This window comes from Enterobacter sp. E1, assembly GCF_016809815.1.
GTDB classification, from domain to species: Bacteria; Pseudomonadota; Gammaproteobacteria; order Enterobacterales; family Enterobacteriaceae; genus Enterobacter; species Enterobacter adelaidei.
Genome location: NZ_JAFBJM010000004.1, coordinates 54,681 through 73,886 on the forward strand (window position 1 = coordinate 54,681; position 19,206 = coordinate 73,886).

Annotated in this window: 19 protein-coding genes and 1 pseudogene; 15 read left to right on the forward strand and 5 right to left on the reverse strand. The window is 54.0% G+C overall.

The annotated features are described in order from the left end of the window. Positions 1-120 precede the first annotated feature (120 nt). From JGF26_RS12015 to JGF26_RS12070, 12 genes and pseudogenes are all read left to right on the forward strand, one after another. Positions 121-1,818, forward strand: a complete 1,698-nt coding sequence (locus JGF26_RS12015; RefSeq protein WP_028018933.1) for an NAD-dependent malic enzyme — start codon at positions 121-123, stop codon at positions 1,816-1,818. Positions 1,819-2,068: 250 nt separating this feature from the next. Further along, a pseudogene (locus JGF26_RS12020) lies at positions 2,069-2,161 on the forward strand (type VI secretion system tube protein Hcp); the annotation flags it as partial. Positions 2,162-2,166: 5 nt separating this feature from the next. Continuing rightward, positions 2,167-2,859, forward strand: coding sequence for a hypothetical protein (locus JGF26_RS12025; RefSeq protein ID WP_134708183.1), 693 nt, complete (start codon positions 2,167-2,169; stop codon positions 2,857-2,859). A 235-nt stretch (positions 2,860-3,094) separates the two neighbouring features. Further along, the gene (gene tssD / locus JGF26_RS12030; protein ID WP_134708182.1) at positions 3,095-3,574 is read left to right on the forward strand and encodes a type VI secretion system tube protein TssD; all 480 of its coding nucleotides are present in this window, start codon (positions 3,095-3,097) and stop codon (positions 3,572-3,574) included. A gap of 632 nt (positions 3,575-4,206) precedes the next feature. Beyond that, positions 4,207-5,916: an ABC-F family ATP-binding cassette domain-containing protein gene (locus JGF26_RS12035; RefSeq protein WP_134708181.1), complete on the forward strand. Its 1,710-nt coding sequence runs from the start codon at positions 4,207-4,209 to the stop codon at positions 5,914-5,916. A 197-nt stretch (positions 5,917-6,113) separates the two neighbouring features. Then, entirely contained in the window at positions 6,114-7,124 is a 1,011-nt protein-coding gene (gene adhP / locus JGF26_RS12040; protein ID WP_134708180.1) for an alcohol dehydrogenase AdhP, read from the forward strand. 151 nt (positions 7,125-7,275) lie between these two features. Further along, complete coding sequence (locus tag JGF26_RS12045) at positions 7,276-8,895, forward strand: TIGR04028 family ABC transporter substrate-binding protein (protein WP_108089859.1); 1,620 nt, start codon at positions 7,276-7,278, stop codon at positions 8,893-8,895. A 10-nt stretch (positions 8,896-8,905) separates the two neighbouring features. Next, the gene (locus JGF26_RS12050) at positions 8,906-9,850 is read left to right on the forward strand and encodes an ABC transporter permease (protein WP_134708179.1); all 945 of its coding nucleotides are present in this window, start codon (positions 8,906-8,908) and stop codon (positions 9,848-9,850) included. Then, the gene (locus JGF26_RS12055) at positions 9,847-10,698 is read left to right on the forward strand and encodes an ABC transporter permease (RefSeq protein WP_134708178.1); all 852 of its coding nucleotides are present in this window, start codon (positions 9,847-9,849) and stop codon (positions 10,696-10,698) included. The genes JGF26_RS12050 and JGF26_RS12055 overlap by 4 nt, the downstream gene beginning before the upstream one ends. Further along, the gene (locus tag JGF26_RS12060) at positions 10,695-12,302 is read left to right on the forward strand and encodes an ABC transporter ATP-binding protein (RefSeq protein ID WP_134708177.1); all 1,608 of its coding nucleotides are present in this window, start codon (positions 10,695-10,697) and stop codon (positions 12,300-12,302) included. Before JGF26_RS12055 ends, JGF26_RS12060 begins: the two co-directional genes overlap by 4 nt. Then, complete coding sequence (locus tag JGF26_RS12065) at positions 12,299-13,288, forward strand: putative FMN-dependent luciferase-like monooxygenase (protein ID WP_134708176.1); 990 nt, start codon at positions 12,299-12,301, stop codon at positions 13,286-13,288. The genes JGF26_RS12060 and JGF26_RS12065 overlap by 4 nt, the downstream gene beginning before the upstream one ends. A gap of 10 nt (positions 13,289-13,298) precedes the next feature. Continuing rightward, positions 13,299-14,390: an alkylhydroperoxidase domain protein gene (locus tag JGF26_RS12070; RefSeq protein ID WP_134708175.1), complete on the forward strand. Its 1,092-nt coding sequence runs from the start codon at positions 13,299-13,301 to the stop codon at positions 14,388-14,390. A gap of 5 nt (positions 14,391-14,395) precedes the next feature. Here the strand turns inward: JGF26_RS12070 and araJ are convergent, their stop codons facing one another. The 5 genes from araJ to JGF26_RS12095 all read right to left on the reverse strand — a co-directional run bounded on the left by araJ (position 14,396) and on the right by JGF26_RS12095 (position 17,601). After that, positions 14,396-15,571 (reverse strand): MFS transporter AraJ, encoded by a 1,176-nt coding sequence (gene araJ, locus JGF26_RS12075; protein ID WP_134708174.1) that lies wholly within the window; start codon positions 15,569-15,571, stop codon positions 14,396-14,398. A gap of 155 nt (positions 15,572-15,726) precedes the next feature. Next, on the reverse strand, positions 15,727-16,233 hold the full coding sequence (locus JGF26_RS12080; protein WP_134708173.1) for a YbjP/YqhG family protein: 507 nt from the start codon (positions 16,231-16,233) through the stop codon (positions 15,727-15,729). 18 nt (positions 16,234-16,251) lie between these two features. Continuing rightward, complete coding sequence (locus JGF26_RS12085; protein ID WP_238934216.1) at positions 16,252-16,443, reverse strand: hypothetical protein; 192 nt, start codon at positions 16,441-16,443, stop codon at positions 16,252-16,254. 271 nt (positions 16,444-16,714) lie between these two features. Next, positions 16,715-17,233 (reverse strand): YbjP/YqhG family protein, encoded by a 519-nt coding sequence (locus tag JGF26_RS12090; RefSeq protein WP_128347662.1) that lies wholly within the window; start codon positions 17,231-17,233, stop codon positions 16,715-16,717. Continuing rightward, a complete protein-coding gene (locus JGF26_RS12095) occupies positions 17,233-17,601 on the reverse strand; it encodes an NlpC/P60 family protein (RefSeq protein WP_128347661.1) in 369 nt (122 codons plus the stop codon). Before JGF26_RS12095 ends, JGF26_RS12090 begins: the two co-directional genes overlap by 1 nt. 159 nt (positions 17,602-17,760) lie before the next feature. Here JGF26_RS12095 and ppk2 point away from each other — a divergent pair, with 159 nt between their 5' ends. The 3 genes from ppk2 (at position 17,761) to JGF26_RS12110 (ending at position 19,193) form a co-directional block, all read left to right on the forward strand. Next, entirely contained in the window at positions 17,761-18,579 is an 819-nt protein-coding gene (gene ppk2 / locus JGF26_RS12100) for a polyphosphate kinase 2 (protein WP_049006511.1), read from the forward strand. A gap of 102 nt (positions 18,580-18,681) precedes the next feature. Beyond that, entirely contained in the window at positions 18,682-18,870 is a 189-nt protein-coding gene (locus JGF26_RS22535) for a type II toxin-antitoxin system CcdA family antitoxin (protein ID WP_049006512.1), read from the forward strand. After that, on the forward strand, positions 18,870-19,193 hold the full coding sequence (locus JGF26_RS12110) for a CcdB family protein (RefSeq protein WP_128347660.1): 324 nt from the start codon (positions 18,870-18,872) through the stop codon (positions 19,191-19,193). Before JGF26_RS22535 ends, JGF26_RS12110 begins: the two co-directional genes overlap by 1 nt. Positions 19,194-19,206: the final 13 nt, after the last annotated feature.

The following is a 19,206-nucleotide window of genomic DNA, read 5'->3' on the forward strand; positions in this document are numbered from 1 at the left end:
GTGTTGCGGTAATTCATATTTAGCTCCTTTATAATACCGCTGACCGAATCCCGTAGCACAGGCCAGAAAGATGACAAACAGCAGTGTCAGGGACGGATCTTCATAAAAAGAGTGAGTGACATGGACAACAAACTGAAAAAACATCGTTCCTTATATATCCCTTATGCCGGACCGGTTTTACTCGAATTCCCCCTGCTTAACAAAGGCAGCGCCTTCAGCATAGAAGAGCGCAGCAGCTTTAACCTGCTGGGTTTACTGCCCGAAGTGGTTGAGACCATTGAAGAACAGGCAGAGCGCGCGTGGATCCAGTATCAGGGTTTCAAAACTGAAATCGACAAACACATCTACCTGCGTAACATTCAGGACACCAACGAAACCCTCTTCTATCGCCTGGTACAGAACCATCTCGAAGAGATGATGCCGGTGATCTACACCCCGACGGTGGGTGCGGCTTGCGAGCGCTTCTCAGAGATCTATCGTCGCTCTCGCGGGGTATTCATCTCTTATCAGAACCGTCACAACATGGACGACATTCTGCAAAACGTGCCTAACCACAATATCAAAGTGATTGTGGTGACCGACGGCGAGCGTATTCTCGGCCTCGGCGACCAGGGCATTGGCGGGATGGGGATCCCCATCGGTAAACTCTCTCTCTACACCGCCTGTGGCGGCATCAGCCCGGCGTATACCCTGCCGGTGGTACTGGACGTCGGCACCAACAACCAGCAGTTGCTCAACGATCCACTTTATATGGGCTGGCGTCATCCGCGAATCACCGACGATGAGTACTATCAGTTTGTTGATGATTTCATCCAGGCCGTGAAGCACCGCTGGCCGGACGTGCTGCTGCAGTTTGAGGACTTCGCGCAGAAAAACGCCATGCCGCTGCTGAACCGCTATCGCGACGAGATCTGCTCGTTCAACGACGACATCCAGGGTACCGCAGCGGTCACCGTGGGTACGCTGATCGCCGCCAGCCGCGCGGCAGGCAGCCAGCTGAGCTATCAGAAAATTGTCTTCCTCGGCGCAGGCTCTGCCGGCTGCGGTATTGCCGAGCAGATTATCGCGCAGACGCAGCGTGAAGGGTTAAGCGAAGAGCTGGCGCGCTCTCGCGTCTTTATGGTTGACCGTTTCGGCCTGCTGACCGACGGTATGCCAAACCTGCTGCCGTTCCAGACCAAGCTGGTGCAGAAGCGCGAAAACCTGAAAAACTGGGATACCGACAACGAAGTGCTCTCCCTGCTGGACGTGGTGCGCAACGTGAAGCCGGATATTTTGATCGGCGTTTCCGGGCAAACCGGCCTCTTCACCGAAGAGATCATTCGCGAGATGCACAAGCACTGCGAGCGCCCTATCGTGATGCCGCTCTCTAACCCAACCTCCCGCGTGGAAGCGACGCCGCAGGACATCATCGCCTGGACTGAAGGTAACGCCCTGGTTGCCACCGGCAGCCCGTTCGATCCAGTGGTGTGGAAGGATAAAACCTATCCGATCGCCCAGTGCAACAACTCTTACATCTTCCCGGGCATTGGTCTGGGCGTAATCGCCTCCGGCGCGTCTCGCATCACCGATGAAATGCTGATGTCGGCGAGCGAAACCCTCGCAGGCTACTCGCCGCTGGTCAACAACGGTGAAGGTCTGGTGCTGCCAGAGCTGAAAGACATTCACAAGGTGTCGCGCGCTATCGCGTTCGCGGTAGGTAAAATGGCGCAGCAGCAAGGCGTGGCGGTGAAAACTTCAGCCGACGCGCTGCAACAGGCCATCGACGACAACTTCTGGAAGCCTGAATACCGGAGTTATCGCCGGACGTCGATTTAACTCTGCGTTCCAACCGTTCCCTCTCCTCAAAAGGGAGAGGGAACGTGAACACCCTCCTCTCTTTATTTTCTTAGCCGCTACAACGGCGTTCCCCTACCCCTTATTTAAAAAATCAATAATTCAACGATAATTCATATCTCGTTGAAATATAAAATTTTCACATAACACTTTTTGCCTAATAAACAAATTCTTTTAAGGGTTTAGTAACGTTCCACATCACTAAACTCATTAATTTAAAAAGGGTATTAAAATGGCAATTCCGGCATATCTTTGGCTTAAAGATGACGGCGGTGCAGATATCAAAGACGCTGTTGATGTACAAGATCGCGAGGGAAGCAAGGAGCGGTCATGTGCTACAGAGATGAAGTGATAAGTTACTTGCAGGCGAATAAAATTCTTGCGTTAAAACTCGACCACGCATTAACGGGTGTAGGAAAAGCCGTATCAAATCAGATTGAAACGATCGGCGCAGGTGCAACGCGCGCACTGTATTATACGTCCTGCTTTACTGATGAATATCAGGACGTATGCAAGAAACAAAAAGCTGAAGACATTCGATTTAGAAACGGTGTTATTTATCTTCTTCGACATAACAATGTTGCGTATGACATGTTCAAAATTTATTTCGAAGAAATATTTAAAGATAAAACCACAGAACAGCTTGAACGTATCAAACAAATGCTTATGGCTGTTAATATCCATATTGCCGCAAGCTCACTCACAAACGTGGGGTTTGCTTTAGCAACGGCATCATTTGTCGCAGCAGGCATGAATCTAAACCTTGAAATCAGTGCCCTGGCAGGGCGAAGAGCGGGACAGGTTGTTGGGATTATTGGCATATACGGCATTGTCCAAAAAGCAGCAGACAGCGCGCATCGTCTTCACATTACTTATCCCGCTTACTACTCAGCGCTATACGTTCAAGAGTTGGAAATGATGTATTTCCTGATAGAGCCAGTGTTTGAGCGGGCTAAGGCGCTTACAGCACAATGGGCATCGGATGATGAAATTGCGGATATCATAACCAGGATGGTTCGATAACCATGATGAATCTTATTAAAAGATTTTTCAGGCGAATGTTCAGGTCGTTAGTTTCGTATTATGGCCCATCAGCGCTGACAGTAGTATTCGCCTTGATTCAGGGCTCATTATTTCCTGACGCCCCAATCTGGCTGATCCCCTTATTCTTTGTGTGTGTGATGGTTGTTTTATCAATATATGAAATTGCAAGATTCAAACGTTAGCATTATCGTAAATTTATGCATAAGGAAATATTATGTCTATACCCGCACACTTATGGCTTGAAGATGAAAATGGTTCACCGATCGTTGGCAGTTGCCTTATGCCACTTCGTCTGGGGTCTATCGAGTTAAAATCCTTCTCTCACGGTGTCACTATCCCGGTCGATCCAAGCTGGGGAAAACTAACAGGAACGCGTGTCCATCGCCCTATCACAATAGTGAAGGAATTTGATCAAACAACACCACTTTTGTACCGTGCTGTCTGTGAAGGCCGAACCATGAAGAAGGCCACAATTAAAATGTACCGTATTCTGGAATCAGGTATTGAGGCCGAGTATTTCAATATCATTCTGGAAAACGTCAAGTTTACAACGGTTGCACCCTACCTGTCTCCTAACGGTATAAGCAGTATGCACCTTGAAACGCTCGAATTACGTTATGAAGCGATTACCTGGAGGTATACAGAGGGTAATATTATCTATCGTGATTCATGGAACGATCGTTGTTGTGCATGATGACGAAGAAAGCAAAGGATGCTTCGCCTCTAACTAAGAGAGAAAATGTTTAATTTAACCGCAGAGCAACGACAAGTGGTGAGAATGAAACTATATGATTGTCCATTAGTGAAGGTGGTACTCCTTGTAATTCTATGGTGTACCGTAGTATTTCTGTCATTAATCACATTATATAAAGTTATTCCACCAGATGCGCAGTACTCTTTTGCGGAGCATTTTGAAATCTATGGCGACGAATTGATTATGGATTTTGTGCTGTACCTTTTTTTCAGTATAGCCGCATTCATTGCCTCAGCTCTTACACTAGCCCTGTATTTGCTTATACGGAAAATATAATCCTGGGCAGCAATGCTGCCCCTCTACTTGGTATACACTCGAAAACGTTGTATAGTGGTAGTTACTTACAAACTCATAACATATAAGGAGGTCAATTATGCTGTACTGTGAAATTTTCAATGTTTCACATACATTTGGTGATCGCACCAGCTCAAGCGTTATCGGTATCGTGCTGCGATAACTTCTGCTTGAGCGAAGACACCACCCCCTGAAATCCCTTCTCTCGGGCTTACTGAGTTATCGTCAGCGATGTTTGACGAGGCATAAACATGCCTGTAACTCTTGGGTAAGCAACAATGAGCACTTTACTCACTGCACAATCTTTACGCGTTGATACGGCGTTTGGCACGCTCTTCGACTCGCTCTCCTTTACGCTGAAAAAAGGCGACCGCATTGGCCTGCTGGGCGATAACGGCTGTGGCAAAAGTACGCTGCTGAAGGTGCTGGACGGCACTGACGCTTCTGCCGCAGGAACGGTTTCGCTGGCCGGGCACTGCCTGATGGCACGGGTAGAACAACACCTCCCGGACGCCATTTTCCCGCTGACCATGCTGGATGCCGTGCTGGCGCAGTTACCTTCTGCTGAACGTGACAGCCTGCGCTGGAAAGCCGAAACGTTGCTCGCGTCCATGGGCTTCACTCCGCAAGATATGATGCTGCAATCCGCAACACTCAGTGGCGGGCAACACACTCGTTTGCTGCTGGCGCGGGCATTGATTCACGAGCCGGATCTGCTTTTGCTGGATGAACCGAGTAACCATCTCGATTTACCCACCATGCTCTGGCTTGAGCAATTTTTGCAGAACTGGTCAGGCAGTTTCGTACTGGTTTCACATGACAGACAGTTACTTGATGCCGTCACCAACGGTAGCTGGATCCTGCGCGATAAAACGCTGCACTACTTCGCCCTTCCCTGCACGGCCGCCCGCAAGGCGCTTGAAGCAAAGGATGAAAGCGACGCGCAGCGCCACAAGGCGGAGCAAAAGGAGATCGACCGTGTGACCGCCAGCGCGAAGCGGCTGGCGACCTGGGGCAAGGTTTACGACAACGAAGACCTGGCCCGCAAAGCCAAACAGATGGAAAAACAGGTCGAACGGCTGAAGGAGAGCCAGACGGCGCTCACGGCAGGCAGTCCGTGGACGTTAACCCTGCGTGGTGATGCGCTGCGGGCCGACCGTCTGCTGGAGATGGAAAATCTCGGCGTCCCCCCTGCTCCTGGGCTACCCAGCCTGTTCAGCATTGAGACAGCGCGCCTGAAAAGCGGCGATCGTGTGGCGATTGTCGGTCGTAACGGCTGCGGCAAATCGTCACTGATGAAGCTTATCTGGCGACAGTTTACCGATGAACTGACCCACGACGGGCTGAAGCTGCACCCCCGCGTGTCGCCAGGCTATTACGACCAGACGCTGAATCAGCTACCGGACAACGCCACGCTGCTCGACGCGCTGGAGCCTTTCGCGCCGGATCCGCAGAACCGCAAAATGGCGCTGATAAGCGCAGGTTTCCCGTGGGCGCGTCACGGGCAAACGGTCAGCACGCTCAGCGGTGGCGAGCGTTCACGCCTGTTGTTCGTGGGCCTGACGCTTGCTCGCTATAGCCTGTTGATGCTGGATGAACCCACCAACCACCTCGACATGGAAGGCAAAGAGGTGCTGGCGCAAACCCTTCAGCAGTTCGAAGGCGGTGTTCTGCTGGTCAGCCATGACCGTCAGTTGATCAGCCAAAGTTGTAATCGTTTCTGGCTGATTGAGAATGGGACACTGAGCGAATGGCACGATGCAGAAGCGGTGTTTGAGCGTCTGCGTGAAAGCGCTGGGCTAGTGACATCTGCGCCGCCCGCTGCCGCCGCGACGGTTCAACCCTCGCCGTATGACGATTTGCTTGAACGGCTGGTCGCTCTGGAAACGCTGCTGGAAGACGATCTGGCGCGTAAGCCGAAGCATCAGAAGCCGCAGCTTCAGGCGCAATGGCATAAAGAGATTAAGGAGATAGAAGCACAGCTGTAAAACTGCGCCCGGCGAGTTGCTCGCCGGGCCAGTCTTTTCCCCCTTAATAATTAGAGGGATCGCCGTATTCTTAATCTTAAATCGAATCAAATGATGACATTATGTTGCCGTAGCCTTGCATTACCAGGCTAATGTATCAATCCTTAAGGGGTATTACACCTGCTATGCAAATTCTAATCATGAACAAGGAGATACACATGAAGGCTGCTGTTGTCACTCAGGATCACCAGGTCAATGTCACCGAAAAAACGTTAAGACCGTTAAAGCATGGAGAAGCCCTGCTTAAGATGGAGTGCTGTGGCGTATGCCATACCGATCTCCACGTGAAGAACGGTGATTTCGGCGATAAAACCGGGGTTATCCTGGGCCATGAAGGGATTGGTATCGTAAAAGAAGTTGGTCCTGGCGTGAAATCGCTTAAAGTCGGCGATCGCGCAAGCGTGGCATGGTTTTTTGAAGGCTGTGGTCACTGCGAATACTGTAATACCGGCAACGAAACCCTGTGTCGCGATGTAAAAAATGCCGGTTACTCCGTGGATGGCGGCATGGCGGAAGAGTGCATTGTTACCGCGGATTACGCGGTAAAAGTGCCGGACGGTCTGGATTCGGCTGCTGCCAGCAGCATCACCTGCGCCGGCGTGACCACCTACAAAGCGGTAAAAGTGTCGGGTATTAAACCGGGCCAGTGGATTGCAATTTATGGTCTTGGCGGGCTGGGTAACCTCGCACTGCAGTACGCTAAAAACGTCTTTAACGCCAAAGTCATCGCTCTTGACGTTAACGATGAACAGCTGAAGCTGGCGGCAAGCATGGGTGCGGATTTAACTATCAACTCACGCAGCGAAGATGCCGCTAAAATTGTGCAGGAAAAAACCGGCGGCGCGCATGCCGCAGTCGTCACTGCCGTCGCAAAAGCAGCATTCAACTCAGCGGTTGATGCCGTGCGTGCCGGTGGCCGCGTGGTCGCGGTTGGCCTGCCACCGGAAGTAATGAGCCTCGATATTCCGCGTCTGGTGCTGGACGGTATTCAGGTTGTCGGTTCGCTGGTCGGTACCCGTCAGGATCTGCAGGAAGCGTTCCAGTTTGCGGCAGAAGGCAAGGTCGTGCCGAAAGTCACGATGCGTCCGCTGGAAGACATCAACGCCATCTTTAAAGAAATGGAACAGGGTCAGATCCGTGGCCGTATGGTGATTGACCTGCGTTCATAATCACCCACCGTTCAAGTACCGCTCCTGACAGGGGCGGTTTTTTTTATAGCCATTTTCCGGCAATCCTTATCTTAATTCCTTTGTTCCCTTGTTTTCCCCCGCGCCCGATGATGAATCCGACGCTAACAAGAAGATAACAAAGGAATTCACCATGCAAACCCCGTTTCGTCTGCCGCTGCTGACGGCGCTGATTCTGACGACCACCGCAGCCTGGTCCGCGGATGCGCCTGTTAAAGGCGGCACGCTGATTTATCTGGAGCAACAGGCACACACCAACCTCTACCCGCCCGCCGGTGGCTTCTACCCGAACGGCGGCATTCTGAACCAGATCACCGACAAACTGACGTGGCAGAACCCCAGGACGCTGCAGGTGGAGCCCTGGGTGGCAGAAAGCTGGACCACCAACGCCGATAAAACCGAATACACCTTTAAAATTCGCCCTGGCATCACCTTCTCTGACAGCACGCCGCTGGACGCGAACGCCGTGGCAAAAAACTTTGATACCTACGGTTTAGGCAATAAGGCGCAGCGCCTGCCGGTGTCAGAAGTGATCAATAACTACGATCGCAGCGAAGTCATCGACCCGCTGACCGTGAAGTTCTACTTCAAAAAACCGTCACCGGGGTTCCTGCAAGGCACCGCCACCATTGGCTCGGGTCTGGTCTCGCTCAGCACGCTGAAACGCAACTTTGAAGATCTGGGGGATGCCCGTCATATCATTGGCTCCGGCCCGTTTGTGGTAAAGGACGAGAAGCTGGGTCGCGAAGTAACGCTGGAAGCGCGTAAGGACTACCAGTGGGGTCCCAAAAATCTGGCGCAACAGGGGCCAGCCAATCTTGATGGCATCAAGTTTATCGTGACTCAGGAAGACAGCGTGCGCGTGGGCGCCCTGCTGGCCGGTCAGGCTGATTTTATTCGCCAGGTACAGGCATATGACGAAAAGCAAGCTACAGATCAGGGCTATAAGATCTATGCTGCCCCGACGCGCGGGGTGAACGACAGCATCAGCTTCCGTCCGGATAACCCGCTGGTCTCCGATATTCGCGTGCGCCAGGCGCTGCTGCATGCCACCAACGCAAAACAGGTGGTTGAGACCCTCTTCTCGGCCAACTATCCGCAGGCGAAGTCAGTGATTGCCGATTCCGCCGCAGGTTTTGTCGATCTCAGCGACAAATTGGCCTTTGACCCGGCTAAAGCCAACCATCTGCTGGATGACGCGGGCTGGAAAGCAGGCAGTGACGGGATCCGCACCAAAGACGGCCAACGTCTGGCGCTGACGGTGTATGAATCCCTGCCGCAGCCGCAAAACAAAGAGGTGCTGCAACTGGTTGCCCAGCAGTGGCGACAGGTGGGCGTGGCGCTGAGCGTCAAAGCCGGTGACGCAGGCAGCCGCACGCTGGATAACCTTGACCCGCTGAAAACCCCGTTAACCGTCTCCGAAGTGGGCCGCGCCGATCCTGACGTGGTGAAAAGCATGTTCTACCCGGCTAACCGCGACGCGCTGCTGCAAAAAGGCGGATCCAGCGATAAGGTCAAAAACTTCCGTGACGACAAGCTGAATGAACTGCTGGTGAACATTTCTGCTGAAGTCGATCCGCAAAAACGCCTGCAGCTGACGGGGGACGCCCAGCGCTACCTGCTGGATAACGCCTACGTCATTCCGATTTTCGAGGAGCCGCAGGTCTTTGCCGGTGCGCCGTGGCTGAAAGGCGTCAATTTTGAAGCGGTAGGCCGCCCGTCGTTCTACGGCGCGTGGATAGAGAAACACTGAGGAGCCGACGATGCGCCACGCACTTCTTCAACGCTTTGGGCACGGGCTGCTGGTACTGTGGGCCGCCTTTACCCTCTCGTTCGTGTTGCTCCAGGTGCTGCCGGGCGACGCGGTGCTGATTAAATTTCAGAACCCGGACCTGGGCTTAAGCCCGGCGCAAATCGAGGAGATGCGCGTGGCCTACGGCGCGGACAGCCCGCTGTGGCAGCAATACGTCCACACGCTGCTGGCGATGCTGCGCGGGGATTTCGGCTATTCGCTACAGGCAGGCGTGCCGGTCAGCGAGCTGATTGCCAGCAATCTGCCGGATACCCTGAGCCTCGCCCTGCCTGCCTTTTTACTCGCGGTCCTGCTGGCATTTGCGCTGGCCTTTGCGTCGCGCCTGCCGGGTCTGCGCTGGCTGAGTAATACCCTCCAGTCTCTGCCAGTCCTGTTTATCTCTTTACCGACGTTCTGGCTGGGGATTGCCCTTATCCAGCTCTTTTCTTTCCAGCTGCGGCTGATCCCGGTGATTAACCCGACGCCGCTGCAGGGGCTGATCCTGCCAATCGTAACCGTCGCGATCCCAATCTCCGCCCCGCTGGCACAAATTCTGATGCGCAGTCTGGACCAGGTGGCGACGCAGCCGTTTGTCGCCGTCGCCCGTGCCAAAGGGCTGAGTGAAACCGCTGTCCTGTGGCGTCACGTGACCGGCAACGCCCTGCTGCCAGTGCTAAATATTGCCGGGCTGCTGCTCGGCGAGCTGATTGCCGGGGCGCTGATCACGGAAACCGTTTTTGGCCGCAGCGGTCTCGGGCAACTGACCCAGCAGGCGGTGAATAACCAGGATATTGCCGTACTTCAGGCGGTGGTGATGATTTCCGCCCTCGGTTTTGTCCTGATCAATCTGCTGGTGGACCTGCTGATGCCGCTGCTGGATCCCCGTCTGCAAACCGTTACCGGAGGTGCATCATGAGCCTGGTCGATTACGCTGCCGCCGCGCGAAAACGCGTTCCCGCCTGGCAGGGCGTCACGTGGCAACCAGGACTGTGGCTGGCATGGGCAGTAATTATCATTGCGCTTTTTGCCGCCGTGGCGCCCGGCCTGTTAACCCACTACAGCCCGATTGAGGGCATCGCCGGTGCACAGCGCCTGACGCCGCAGGCGGGACACTGGCTCGGCACCGATCAGCTTGGTCGCGATGTTTATACCCGTATTGTTTATGGTGCGTCCCACTCCCTGAGCGCGGCGCTGGCCGCCGTGACGATGGGTCTGCTGGCAGGCACCGGCTTAGGGGTGGTTGCCGGGGCGTTCGCCGGACGCGTCGAGTCTCTGCTGATGCGCTTCGTCGACGTGCTGCTGTCCATCCCATCTCTGCTGCTCTCGCTGACGGTGATTATTCTGCTCGGGTTTGGCACCGTTAACGCCGCGATTGCCGTAGGCGTGGCTTCAATAGCCAGCTTCGCCCGCCTCGCGCGCGGTGAAGTCGTGCGCATCCGCCACACGGATTATGTCGAAGCGGCGTTTGGCAGCGGCGGGACGTTTTTCGCCGTGCTGTGGCGACACATCCTGCCCAATGCCTTAACTGCCGTCATCGCCTTTGCCACGCTGCAGTTTGGTCAGGCCATCCTGGCGCTCTCCACGCTGAGCTTCCTCGGTTACGGCACCCCGCCGCCGGTGCCGGAGTGGGGCTTATTGATTGCAGAAGGCCGTAACTATCTCTCTACCGCCTGGTGGCTCACCACCTTCCCCGGCGTGGTCGTCATCGCCGTGGTGCTGGCCACCAACCGTATCAGTCAACAGTTCAGCGGAGGCCTGAAATGACCGTACTCTCGGTAGAAAACCTGACCATCAGCTACCGTACCGCGCGCCAGTGGCGCGAGGTGGTGCACAACGTCAGCTTCACGCTCGGGCGAGGAGAAATGCTGGCCTTTGTCGGCGAGTCCGGCTCCGGCAAAACGACCACGGCGCAGGCGATCATCGGTCTGCTGGCCGATAACGCCCGGCGCGATGCGGGAAAAATCATTCTCAACGGCGAGGAGATAAGCCAGTGGTCCGCTAAGCGTCTCGATACCCTTCGCGGCGCGCGAGTTAGCCTGGTTCCGCAGGACCCGGGTAATTCGCTCAACCCGGTGAAGACCATCGGTGCGCAGGTTGGAGAGATTATTCAGCTACACCAGAAAGTGACTCGCGCTCTGCGCGACGAGCAGGTGCTCGCCCTGCTGACAAAGGTCGGCCTGAGCCACCCCGAACAGCGCATGACCCAGTATCCGCATCAGCTCTCCGGCGGGATGAAACAGCGTGTGCTGATTGCCATCGCGATAGCGCTGCGCCCGGACGTCATCATTGCCGATGAGCCTACCAGCGCGCTGGACGTGACGGTGCAAAAACGCATTCTTGACCTGCTGGATATCCTGCGCCGGGAATCGGGTACCGCCGTTCTGTTTGTCACCCACGATCTCGCGCTGGCCGCTGAGCGCGCGGACAGGCTGCTGGTTTTTCGCGATGGCGAGGTTCAGGAGCAGGGAAACACTGCCGATATCGTGCGCACGCCGCAGCACGCCTACACCCGCCAGCTGTTAAGCGATCTCCAGGGCCAGCGCCTGACCATTGCCCCGGTGGCAGGTCTGCCGCTCGCGCCACCGGCCATTCGCGCCCGCGCCATCAGCAAACAATTCTCCCTGGGCAAAGGCCATCAGCTTCAGGCGCTGGATCGGGTAACGTTTGACGTCAGGCGCGGCAGCACACATGCGCTGGTGGGTGAGTCCGGCTCCGGAAAAACCACCCTCGCCCGTATTTTGCTGGGTTTCGAACAGGCAGACAGCGGACAGGTCATTATTGATGATATTGATGCCACCACGCTTAGCCGCGAGGCCCGTCGCCAGCTGCGCCAGAAGATCCAGTTTGTCTACCAGAACCCGTTTGCCTCTCTCGACCCGCGTCAGACGCTGTTTGAGATCATCGAAGAGCCCCTGAAGAACTTTTCTCGCCTCAGTAAGGCGGAGCGAAAGGTCCGGGTGGAGACCGTGGCACAGCGGGTTGCCCTGCCCGTCGATATTCTGAGCCGCACTGCCCGTGAGCTTTCAGGCGGGCAGCGCCAGCGTGTGGCTATCGCCCGGGCGCTGATCCTGGAGCCGACCATTCTGGTGCTGGACGAAGCCACCTCCGCGCTGGACGTCACCGTGCAGGCGCAGATCCTGGCTCTGCTTCAGCAGTTACAGCAGCAACTGGGGTTGACCTATCTCTTTATTACGCACGATCTGTCCACGGTTCGCCGAATCGCCCACAGCGTCACGGTGCTGCGCAGCGGTCAGGTGGTCGAACAGGGCGACGTCGGAACCTTATTCGCCTCACCGCAGAACGGCTATACCCGTGAGCTGATTGCCGCCATTCCCCATTTTTCAACCGCTACGGAGGAGTTCGCATGACGCGAAAACGCCTGGGATTTTTCACCCGCCTGCTTGACGACGCTACGCCGAAGGAGCGCTATCGTCTGGCAACTGAACAGATCCGCCACGCCGACCGCCACGGTTTTGACAGCGCCTGGATTGCTCAGCACCACTTCCATGAAAGTGAAGGCGGCCTGCCGTCGCCGCTGCTGTTTCTGGCACACGTCGCTGCGCATACCGAAACTATCCGCCTGGGCACGGCCATCATTACCCTGCCGATGGAAAACCCGCTGCGCGTGGCGGAAGATGCCGCCGTGCTGGATCTGCTTGCAGACGGACGCCTGGAAGTAGGCTTTGGCTCAGGTGGCACGCCGACCTCTTTTCTGCCGTTCGGCCTGACGTTTGAAGAACGTGCGACCGCGTTTGCCGAGAACCTGCATGTGATCCAAAGCGCCTGGCGCGGTGATTCGCTTACCCATCCGGATAACCACCTGTACCCGCCAGCGCCACAGCTGGCCGACCGTATCTGGATAGCCACCTTCTCAGTTGACGGTGCCGTTCGCGCCGCGCAGGCCGGACACGGTTTAATGCTCTCCCGCACGCAGCCGCGCCCGGCAGATCGGCTGGATTTAACGCTCGACGCGATCCAGAACCCGATTGTGGATGCCTACCTCGATGCGCTGCCATCAGGCATCGCCCCGCGTATTCTGGCCTCCCGTACAGCCTTCGTCGCTGACAGCGATGACTATGCGCTCAGAGTCGCAACGCCGGGTCTCGCGAAACAAGCTCAGCAGCATCGCGCTGCCGGATACACGGTCAAAGGTGACAACGTCACTGATTATCGTCGTCAGTTCGATGCCCATATCGGTTCGCCTGATACGGTGCTGCGTTCACTTAATGCGGACTCCATTCTCAGGCGCGCCACGGATATCTCATTCCAGGTCCATTCGGTCGAGCCTTCGCATCGCGACACGCTGCGCTCCATCGAACTGATCGCCAAACATATTGCCCCCCACATCCTTTGAGGAGACACCTATGTCATTAAGTCAGGACATTCTCGCCGAGCTAGCGGAAATTAAACCCGGTTCCCCTCTTGCAGAGGCGCGCGCCACGCGTGATGCCGCCACACGACACGCGCAGGGCAGCTACGAAATTCTCTTCAGCCAGCAGGACACCGATTTCCCACTCGATGAACGCTTCACTGTGGCAGCAAAAGTTGCCAGATGGCACAACTCAGAGGCGCTGGCCGCGCACTACGCGGGCTTTGGCCTGGCCGATCCGACCACGGAACGGCTGACCCCGGCGCTTAGCTTCGCGCGTCTGCTGACGTTCTCACCCGTCGAAGCGACGCCTGCAGCGTTAAAGGCGCTGACCCAGGCGGGATGGAGCAAGGAAGGCATTGTTACCCTGGCGCAGCTGATCGCCTTTGTCAGCTTCCAGAGCCGACTGATTGCCGGGCTGCGGCTGCTGAACGACAGGCCCGTCGCCACAAGCGATGCCCCGGTGGCGGCAGGCGTCTGGCACACGACCGCCACCACGGTCACCGGAAAGGCGGCACCCGTCGCGTTCACCCAGCAGGAGCTGGGATGGGAACCGTGGATAGCGGCCAAACCGCTGGCGGACTTCCGTGACGATGAGGTTGCCATCCTGACGAAATTTGGCCATACCGATTCCGACTACTTCCGCCTGCTGGCGCGCAACCTGCCGGTACTTGAACAGCGCACGTTGACCGATAAAGGAATTTTTTATACATCGGGGGGATTACCGCGCGCCGAGCGCGAGCTGGCCGCAACGGTCGCCAGTAAAATCAACGGCTGCATTTACTGCGCATCTGTCCATGCGCGTAAAGCCAGCCAGCTGTCAAAGGATGACGCTGCGGTAGAGGCGCTTCTGGCGGTGCGTCCCGGGCAATCCCTGAGCGACGGGCAGTCTGCGCGCTGGCAGGCGGAGATCAATTTTGCAGCGGCGCTGTCGGTTACGCCGCCTGCCGCCACGCCGCTGCACTTTGCCGCGCTGGAAAAAGAGGGGCTGGATACCCTGGCGCAGCTTGATCTGGTGCAGTCCGCCGCGTTCTTCGCCTGGGCCAACCGCCTGATGCTGACGCTGGGAGAGCCCTGGCTAGCATGACTCCATCAGGCTAGCGCGCGAGCGTTAGCCTGAGCCTGTCTGGCCCGCAGATGGCCGTAGATCAGCAGCGAACTCATGGCCGAAAACGAAAGGAGTGCGGCAGGCAGCGTGACATAACTCCAGCTAAAGCCAAGCGTAATCATCATGCCGCCGAAAAATGCGCCAACCGCACTGCCGAGATTAAATGCCATCTGACCGCCTGCGGCACCCAGCATCTCACCGCCCTTCGCATTCTGCAGGAGCAGAATTTGCAGCGGCGCAGAGAGCGCGAAGAGCCCGGCACAGCAGATAAACCCCATGACCAACGAGGCCGTTTTCAGTTCTCCAAAGGCAAAAAGCAGCAGCAGAGAAGTCACAATCACCATGTCGGTGGTGGCAGCAATGCGCAGCGGGCTAAAGCGCCCCGAGAGTTTGCCGCTCAACAGATTGCCCAACACCATACCAAGTCCCATCAACATCATGACGGCTGTCATCACCCCTTCGGTGAAGCCAGAGACGTTGACCATAAATGGTTTAACGAAACTGAACCAGGCAAAAACCCCGGCGTTGCCAAACATGGTGGCAGCAAAAATCAGCCAGGGTTCTGGTTTTTTAAGGAAGTGGAACTGCTCGGTCAATTTGATTTCTGATGTGTCGTGGATAGCCGGTACCCAGAGCAGAACCGAGAGGATCACCAGCGCATCGAAGACAGCAATCAGGAAAAAGGTATAGCGCCAGCTGAATTCGTGCCCCAGCCAGGTGCCCAGCGGAACGCCCACCAGGTTGGCTACGGTCATACCGGCGATCATCCCGGCCACCGCGACCGTCACTTTCCCCGGTGGCGCAATTTTAGAAAGGATAATTGCCCCGACGCCGAAAATCGCGCCGTGCGGGAATCCTGAAATTAAGCGTCCCGTCGCAAGCCAGAAATATGACGTTGAAAAGGTAAACAGGGCGTTTCCGACGGCGGACATCGCCACCAGAAACAGCAGCGTGGTTTTTAAGGAGAACTTGCCCGAAAACAGCGCCATAATCGGCGCGCCAATCACCACCCCGAAGGCATAAAACGAGATCATATTCCCGGCAGAGGGAATTGAAATCCCGGTGTCATGGGCCAGCTCGGTTAACACGCCCATAATGCCAAATTCAGCCATTCCCAGACCAAAGGTGCTCAGCGCCAACGAAAAAATTGTCTTTTTCATACCTCAACCACTGGTTAATCACTCGCGACGGGCATTATTGAATAATCTTGTATGGTGAGCCAGTTCAAATGAGCTGGCTGACACGTTAATCCATTAATTCAGATGCTTTATCCAATATTTTTTTAAATCTGGTGAGAGGGTTTGAGGTGTAGTTTTTACAATGCGCTTTCTGCCGCTGCTTTAGCGCGTGTAATAGCGCCAGTATTGAAAATTGGATGCTCGTGATTGTTCGTTATGTCACGAACGCGGTAGATTTTCCATGCATCACCTTCACGACGAAGAAATACTTCAAGGTGTATGCTTCTCCCGCCACCCGCCCCCTCAATGACCTGGACTACTTCACCGTTTAAAAATGGTCTTGCGTTTTCCACTCGTAACGCAGGTATCCATTCGCGAGAGTAATCCTGAGTATATGTAAAATAGTCGGACTCTATTAACTCTTGTTCAGAGATTTCCTGAATGGCACCAATGCGAACAATAGTATCAGCAGAAACATATTTACGCAGTTCGTCGGCAGGGTAAGGCCTGGCTTCATCACTGCCGAATGCGGAAAGATAGGATTTATAAAATGATTTGGTAGTGTCTTGCGCACTCTGATCATGATTGGCTGTCGAACTACATCCCACCAACAACATACCGAATAATATAAATATCCTTTTCATCAATGCATCCTGTAAATTTTAAAGGTTGGTTGCATTTTGCGATACCCCGGCCCTGAATTCCGCCCCATAATCTTTTGCATAATCTGTGTTCGGTACCTTAACACCTCCAGCCAGAATGGCCAGTCGGGTAAATTTAGCACATTCACTATGAGAGTGCCCCAGAGCGTGTGAACGGAGATACGAAACTGCAGCTTCTTTATTCCAACTCATTCTTAGTTCCTTTAAGTAAGTAAGAATGAAATTATTACGTTAACCTGTAATAAATTGTGGGATTAAAAATGCTGAAATTGATAGTTATTGCGACGATCTGACAGGGGTACTGATGCAATGCATCTTTGCGAATACCCCTGTCGGATCGCCGGAAAGCAAAAACCCCGCGCTGGCGGGGTTCTCGTCATGTTCAGATTGTTAGCTTATCGTCGCTGCCGTGCGGCGCAACTCTGCCAAGCATAAAAGGATTATCGAACTTTCTGACCTGTTTTCAAGTTTTACGACGGAAATCAGCACAACCGCTTTCAGCAGCAGACTTCGCGCGCGTGATGGCTCCTGCATTAAATATTGGATGTTCGTAGTTATCGGTTACATCACGGACCCTGTATATCTTCCATGTACCAGACTCACGCCGAACATATACCTGAAGCTCTAACTTCCCTCCGTGCTCCTTACCAATCCATACGGGCAAAATCTCGCCACCCATAAAAGACCTGGCGTCACCAACAGTGAGTGCCGATACCCACGATGGATCATAGTCCTGCGCATAAGCGAAGTAATCAGATCCAATAAGGTCTTGTTCGGGTATCGACTCAATATTATCCAGTCTTTTGAGCGTGTCGGCAGAGACATATTCACGCAGCTCGGACGGAGAGTAATTATTGTCGCTGCTGGTAAGAGACATCAGATAAGTAGAGTAAAAAGAATGTACTCGCATCGGAGCAGACTGATACTGCTTAGCTGAGCAAGCGGATAGCAAGCATGCACATAACACTATTGCAGCACGCATCAATTCTTCCTGTAAATTTTGAAGGATGGCTGAGCTGAGCGATACCCAGGGCCGGGGTACATTCCGTGCTGTCGGAAATCAGAAATCCATTGTGTTCCGTCATACATTGTCATATGCCCGCTTGAGTTTCCACCCGGATAGGGTTGAATGACAGCGACATCACCACTCAATAATGTTGAACCCGGTGGAACTTCATGAAACCCCGCTCGCAATAATGATGGCCCGTAATCTTTTGCGTTTAGGGTTCTCTCCAGCCTGATGCCACCTGCTTGTATTGCTTCCCTGGTAAAGGTTGCACATTCGTTATGTGAACGACCAAGAGCGCGTGATCGAAGATGTGAAACTGCAGCTTCTTTATTCCAACTCATTCTTAGTTCCTTTAAGTAAATAAGAATGAAATTATCCCATTAACCACACAATGTGAGCGGTATTAAAAGTGCTGATTTTGTTGCGTCCGCGACGATCTATTACACTTCATAGTGCGGCCTCGCTTTTTTCCCGCGCCGGATAACCTGAGGATGACAATCATGGGAAGCAAAAAGAAAACCAGTGCCACTGTTGATGTCGTAAAAAATGCACCGCTAAAAACCAAAGAGTATGAGCAAGAGCTTCGTCGCCTGCACGTTGAACTGGTTAAGCTCCAGCAATGGGTTGTCGCCAAAGGACTCAAAGTGTGTATTGTTTTTGAAGGACGCGACGGCGCCGGCAAAGGCGGTACCATTAAAGCGATCACCGAGCGCGTCAGTCCACGCGTGTTCCGCGTGGTTGCCCTCCCCGCGCCAACTGAAAAAGAGAAAACCCAGCTCTATTTTCAACGTTATGTTCCCCATTTGCCTGCCGCCGGGGAGATCGTCATATTTGACCGAAGCTGGTATAACCGCGCGGGTGTCGAGCGGGTAATGGGATTTTGCACCCCTGAGCAAGTTGAGAAGTTCCTTGATGGTGCGCCGGTTATGGAAAAAGCGATGGTGGATGCAGGGATCATCCTGCTGAAGTACTGGCTGGAGGTGACGCCGAAAGAGCAGGAGCGCCGTCTGCGTGACCGCATTAACGATGGTCGTAAAATCTGGAAGCTGTCACCGATGGATATTAAATCCTTTAACCTGTGGGACGAGTATACCCTTGCGCGCGACGCAATGTTTGAAGCCACCGATACCGCCTGGGCGCCGTGGTTTGTGGCGCGTTCAGAAGATAAAAAACGCGTGCGCCTGAATATTATTTCGCACCTGCTTACGCAAATCCCGTATAAAGAAATTCACGTCGACAAGGTGGATTTACCGAAACGTAAAATCGGCAAAGTGAAACCCACCAAATACCCGTTCCGGTATGTGGAAGAGCGGTTCTGAAATTACTGGAATACGCCTCGCAGAATGTAGATTACCAGGGGGTAAAGTATTGTTTTTTGTTGGCTGCGGTTGATAATAACCGCACCAACAAAGGAGCTTAAAATGAAACCAAACCGAAGCAAAGACTATGGCAAAAGGGAGAGCGTAGCAAGTGGAGTCTCCCGTGAAGCCCAGACACAAGAGGCGCAAAGACGACAGCATCAGCAAGATAAAGAGTTCATAAGAGCCATGAATGAATTTACGGCTAAAGCGGGACTATTATCAGACGATCCTTTCTTTGGAGGGATTTAATGTGCTTTCAGTTTGACGTTTACCGTAACCCTTCAGAGAGAACCCGGGACTATCAACCTTATTTTATGATAATTCAACATGACTATTATGATGATTTATCAACAAGACTGATTATTCCATTAAGTTACCACAATTATTTATGTGGACATATCAACGCCGCGGCGCCTTTAGTGAATATTGATTTTGAGCGATATTTTCTTAACACCGCTGGCATAACACACGTGGAGAAAAAGAAACTAAATAATAAAAATTATGTATGCAATCTTCGCAGCGCGAGGAGTACTGTGATTGCGGCGATAGATGCGTTAGTGACCAATACATAACGTAGGCCCGCGC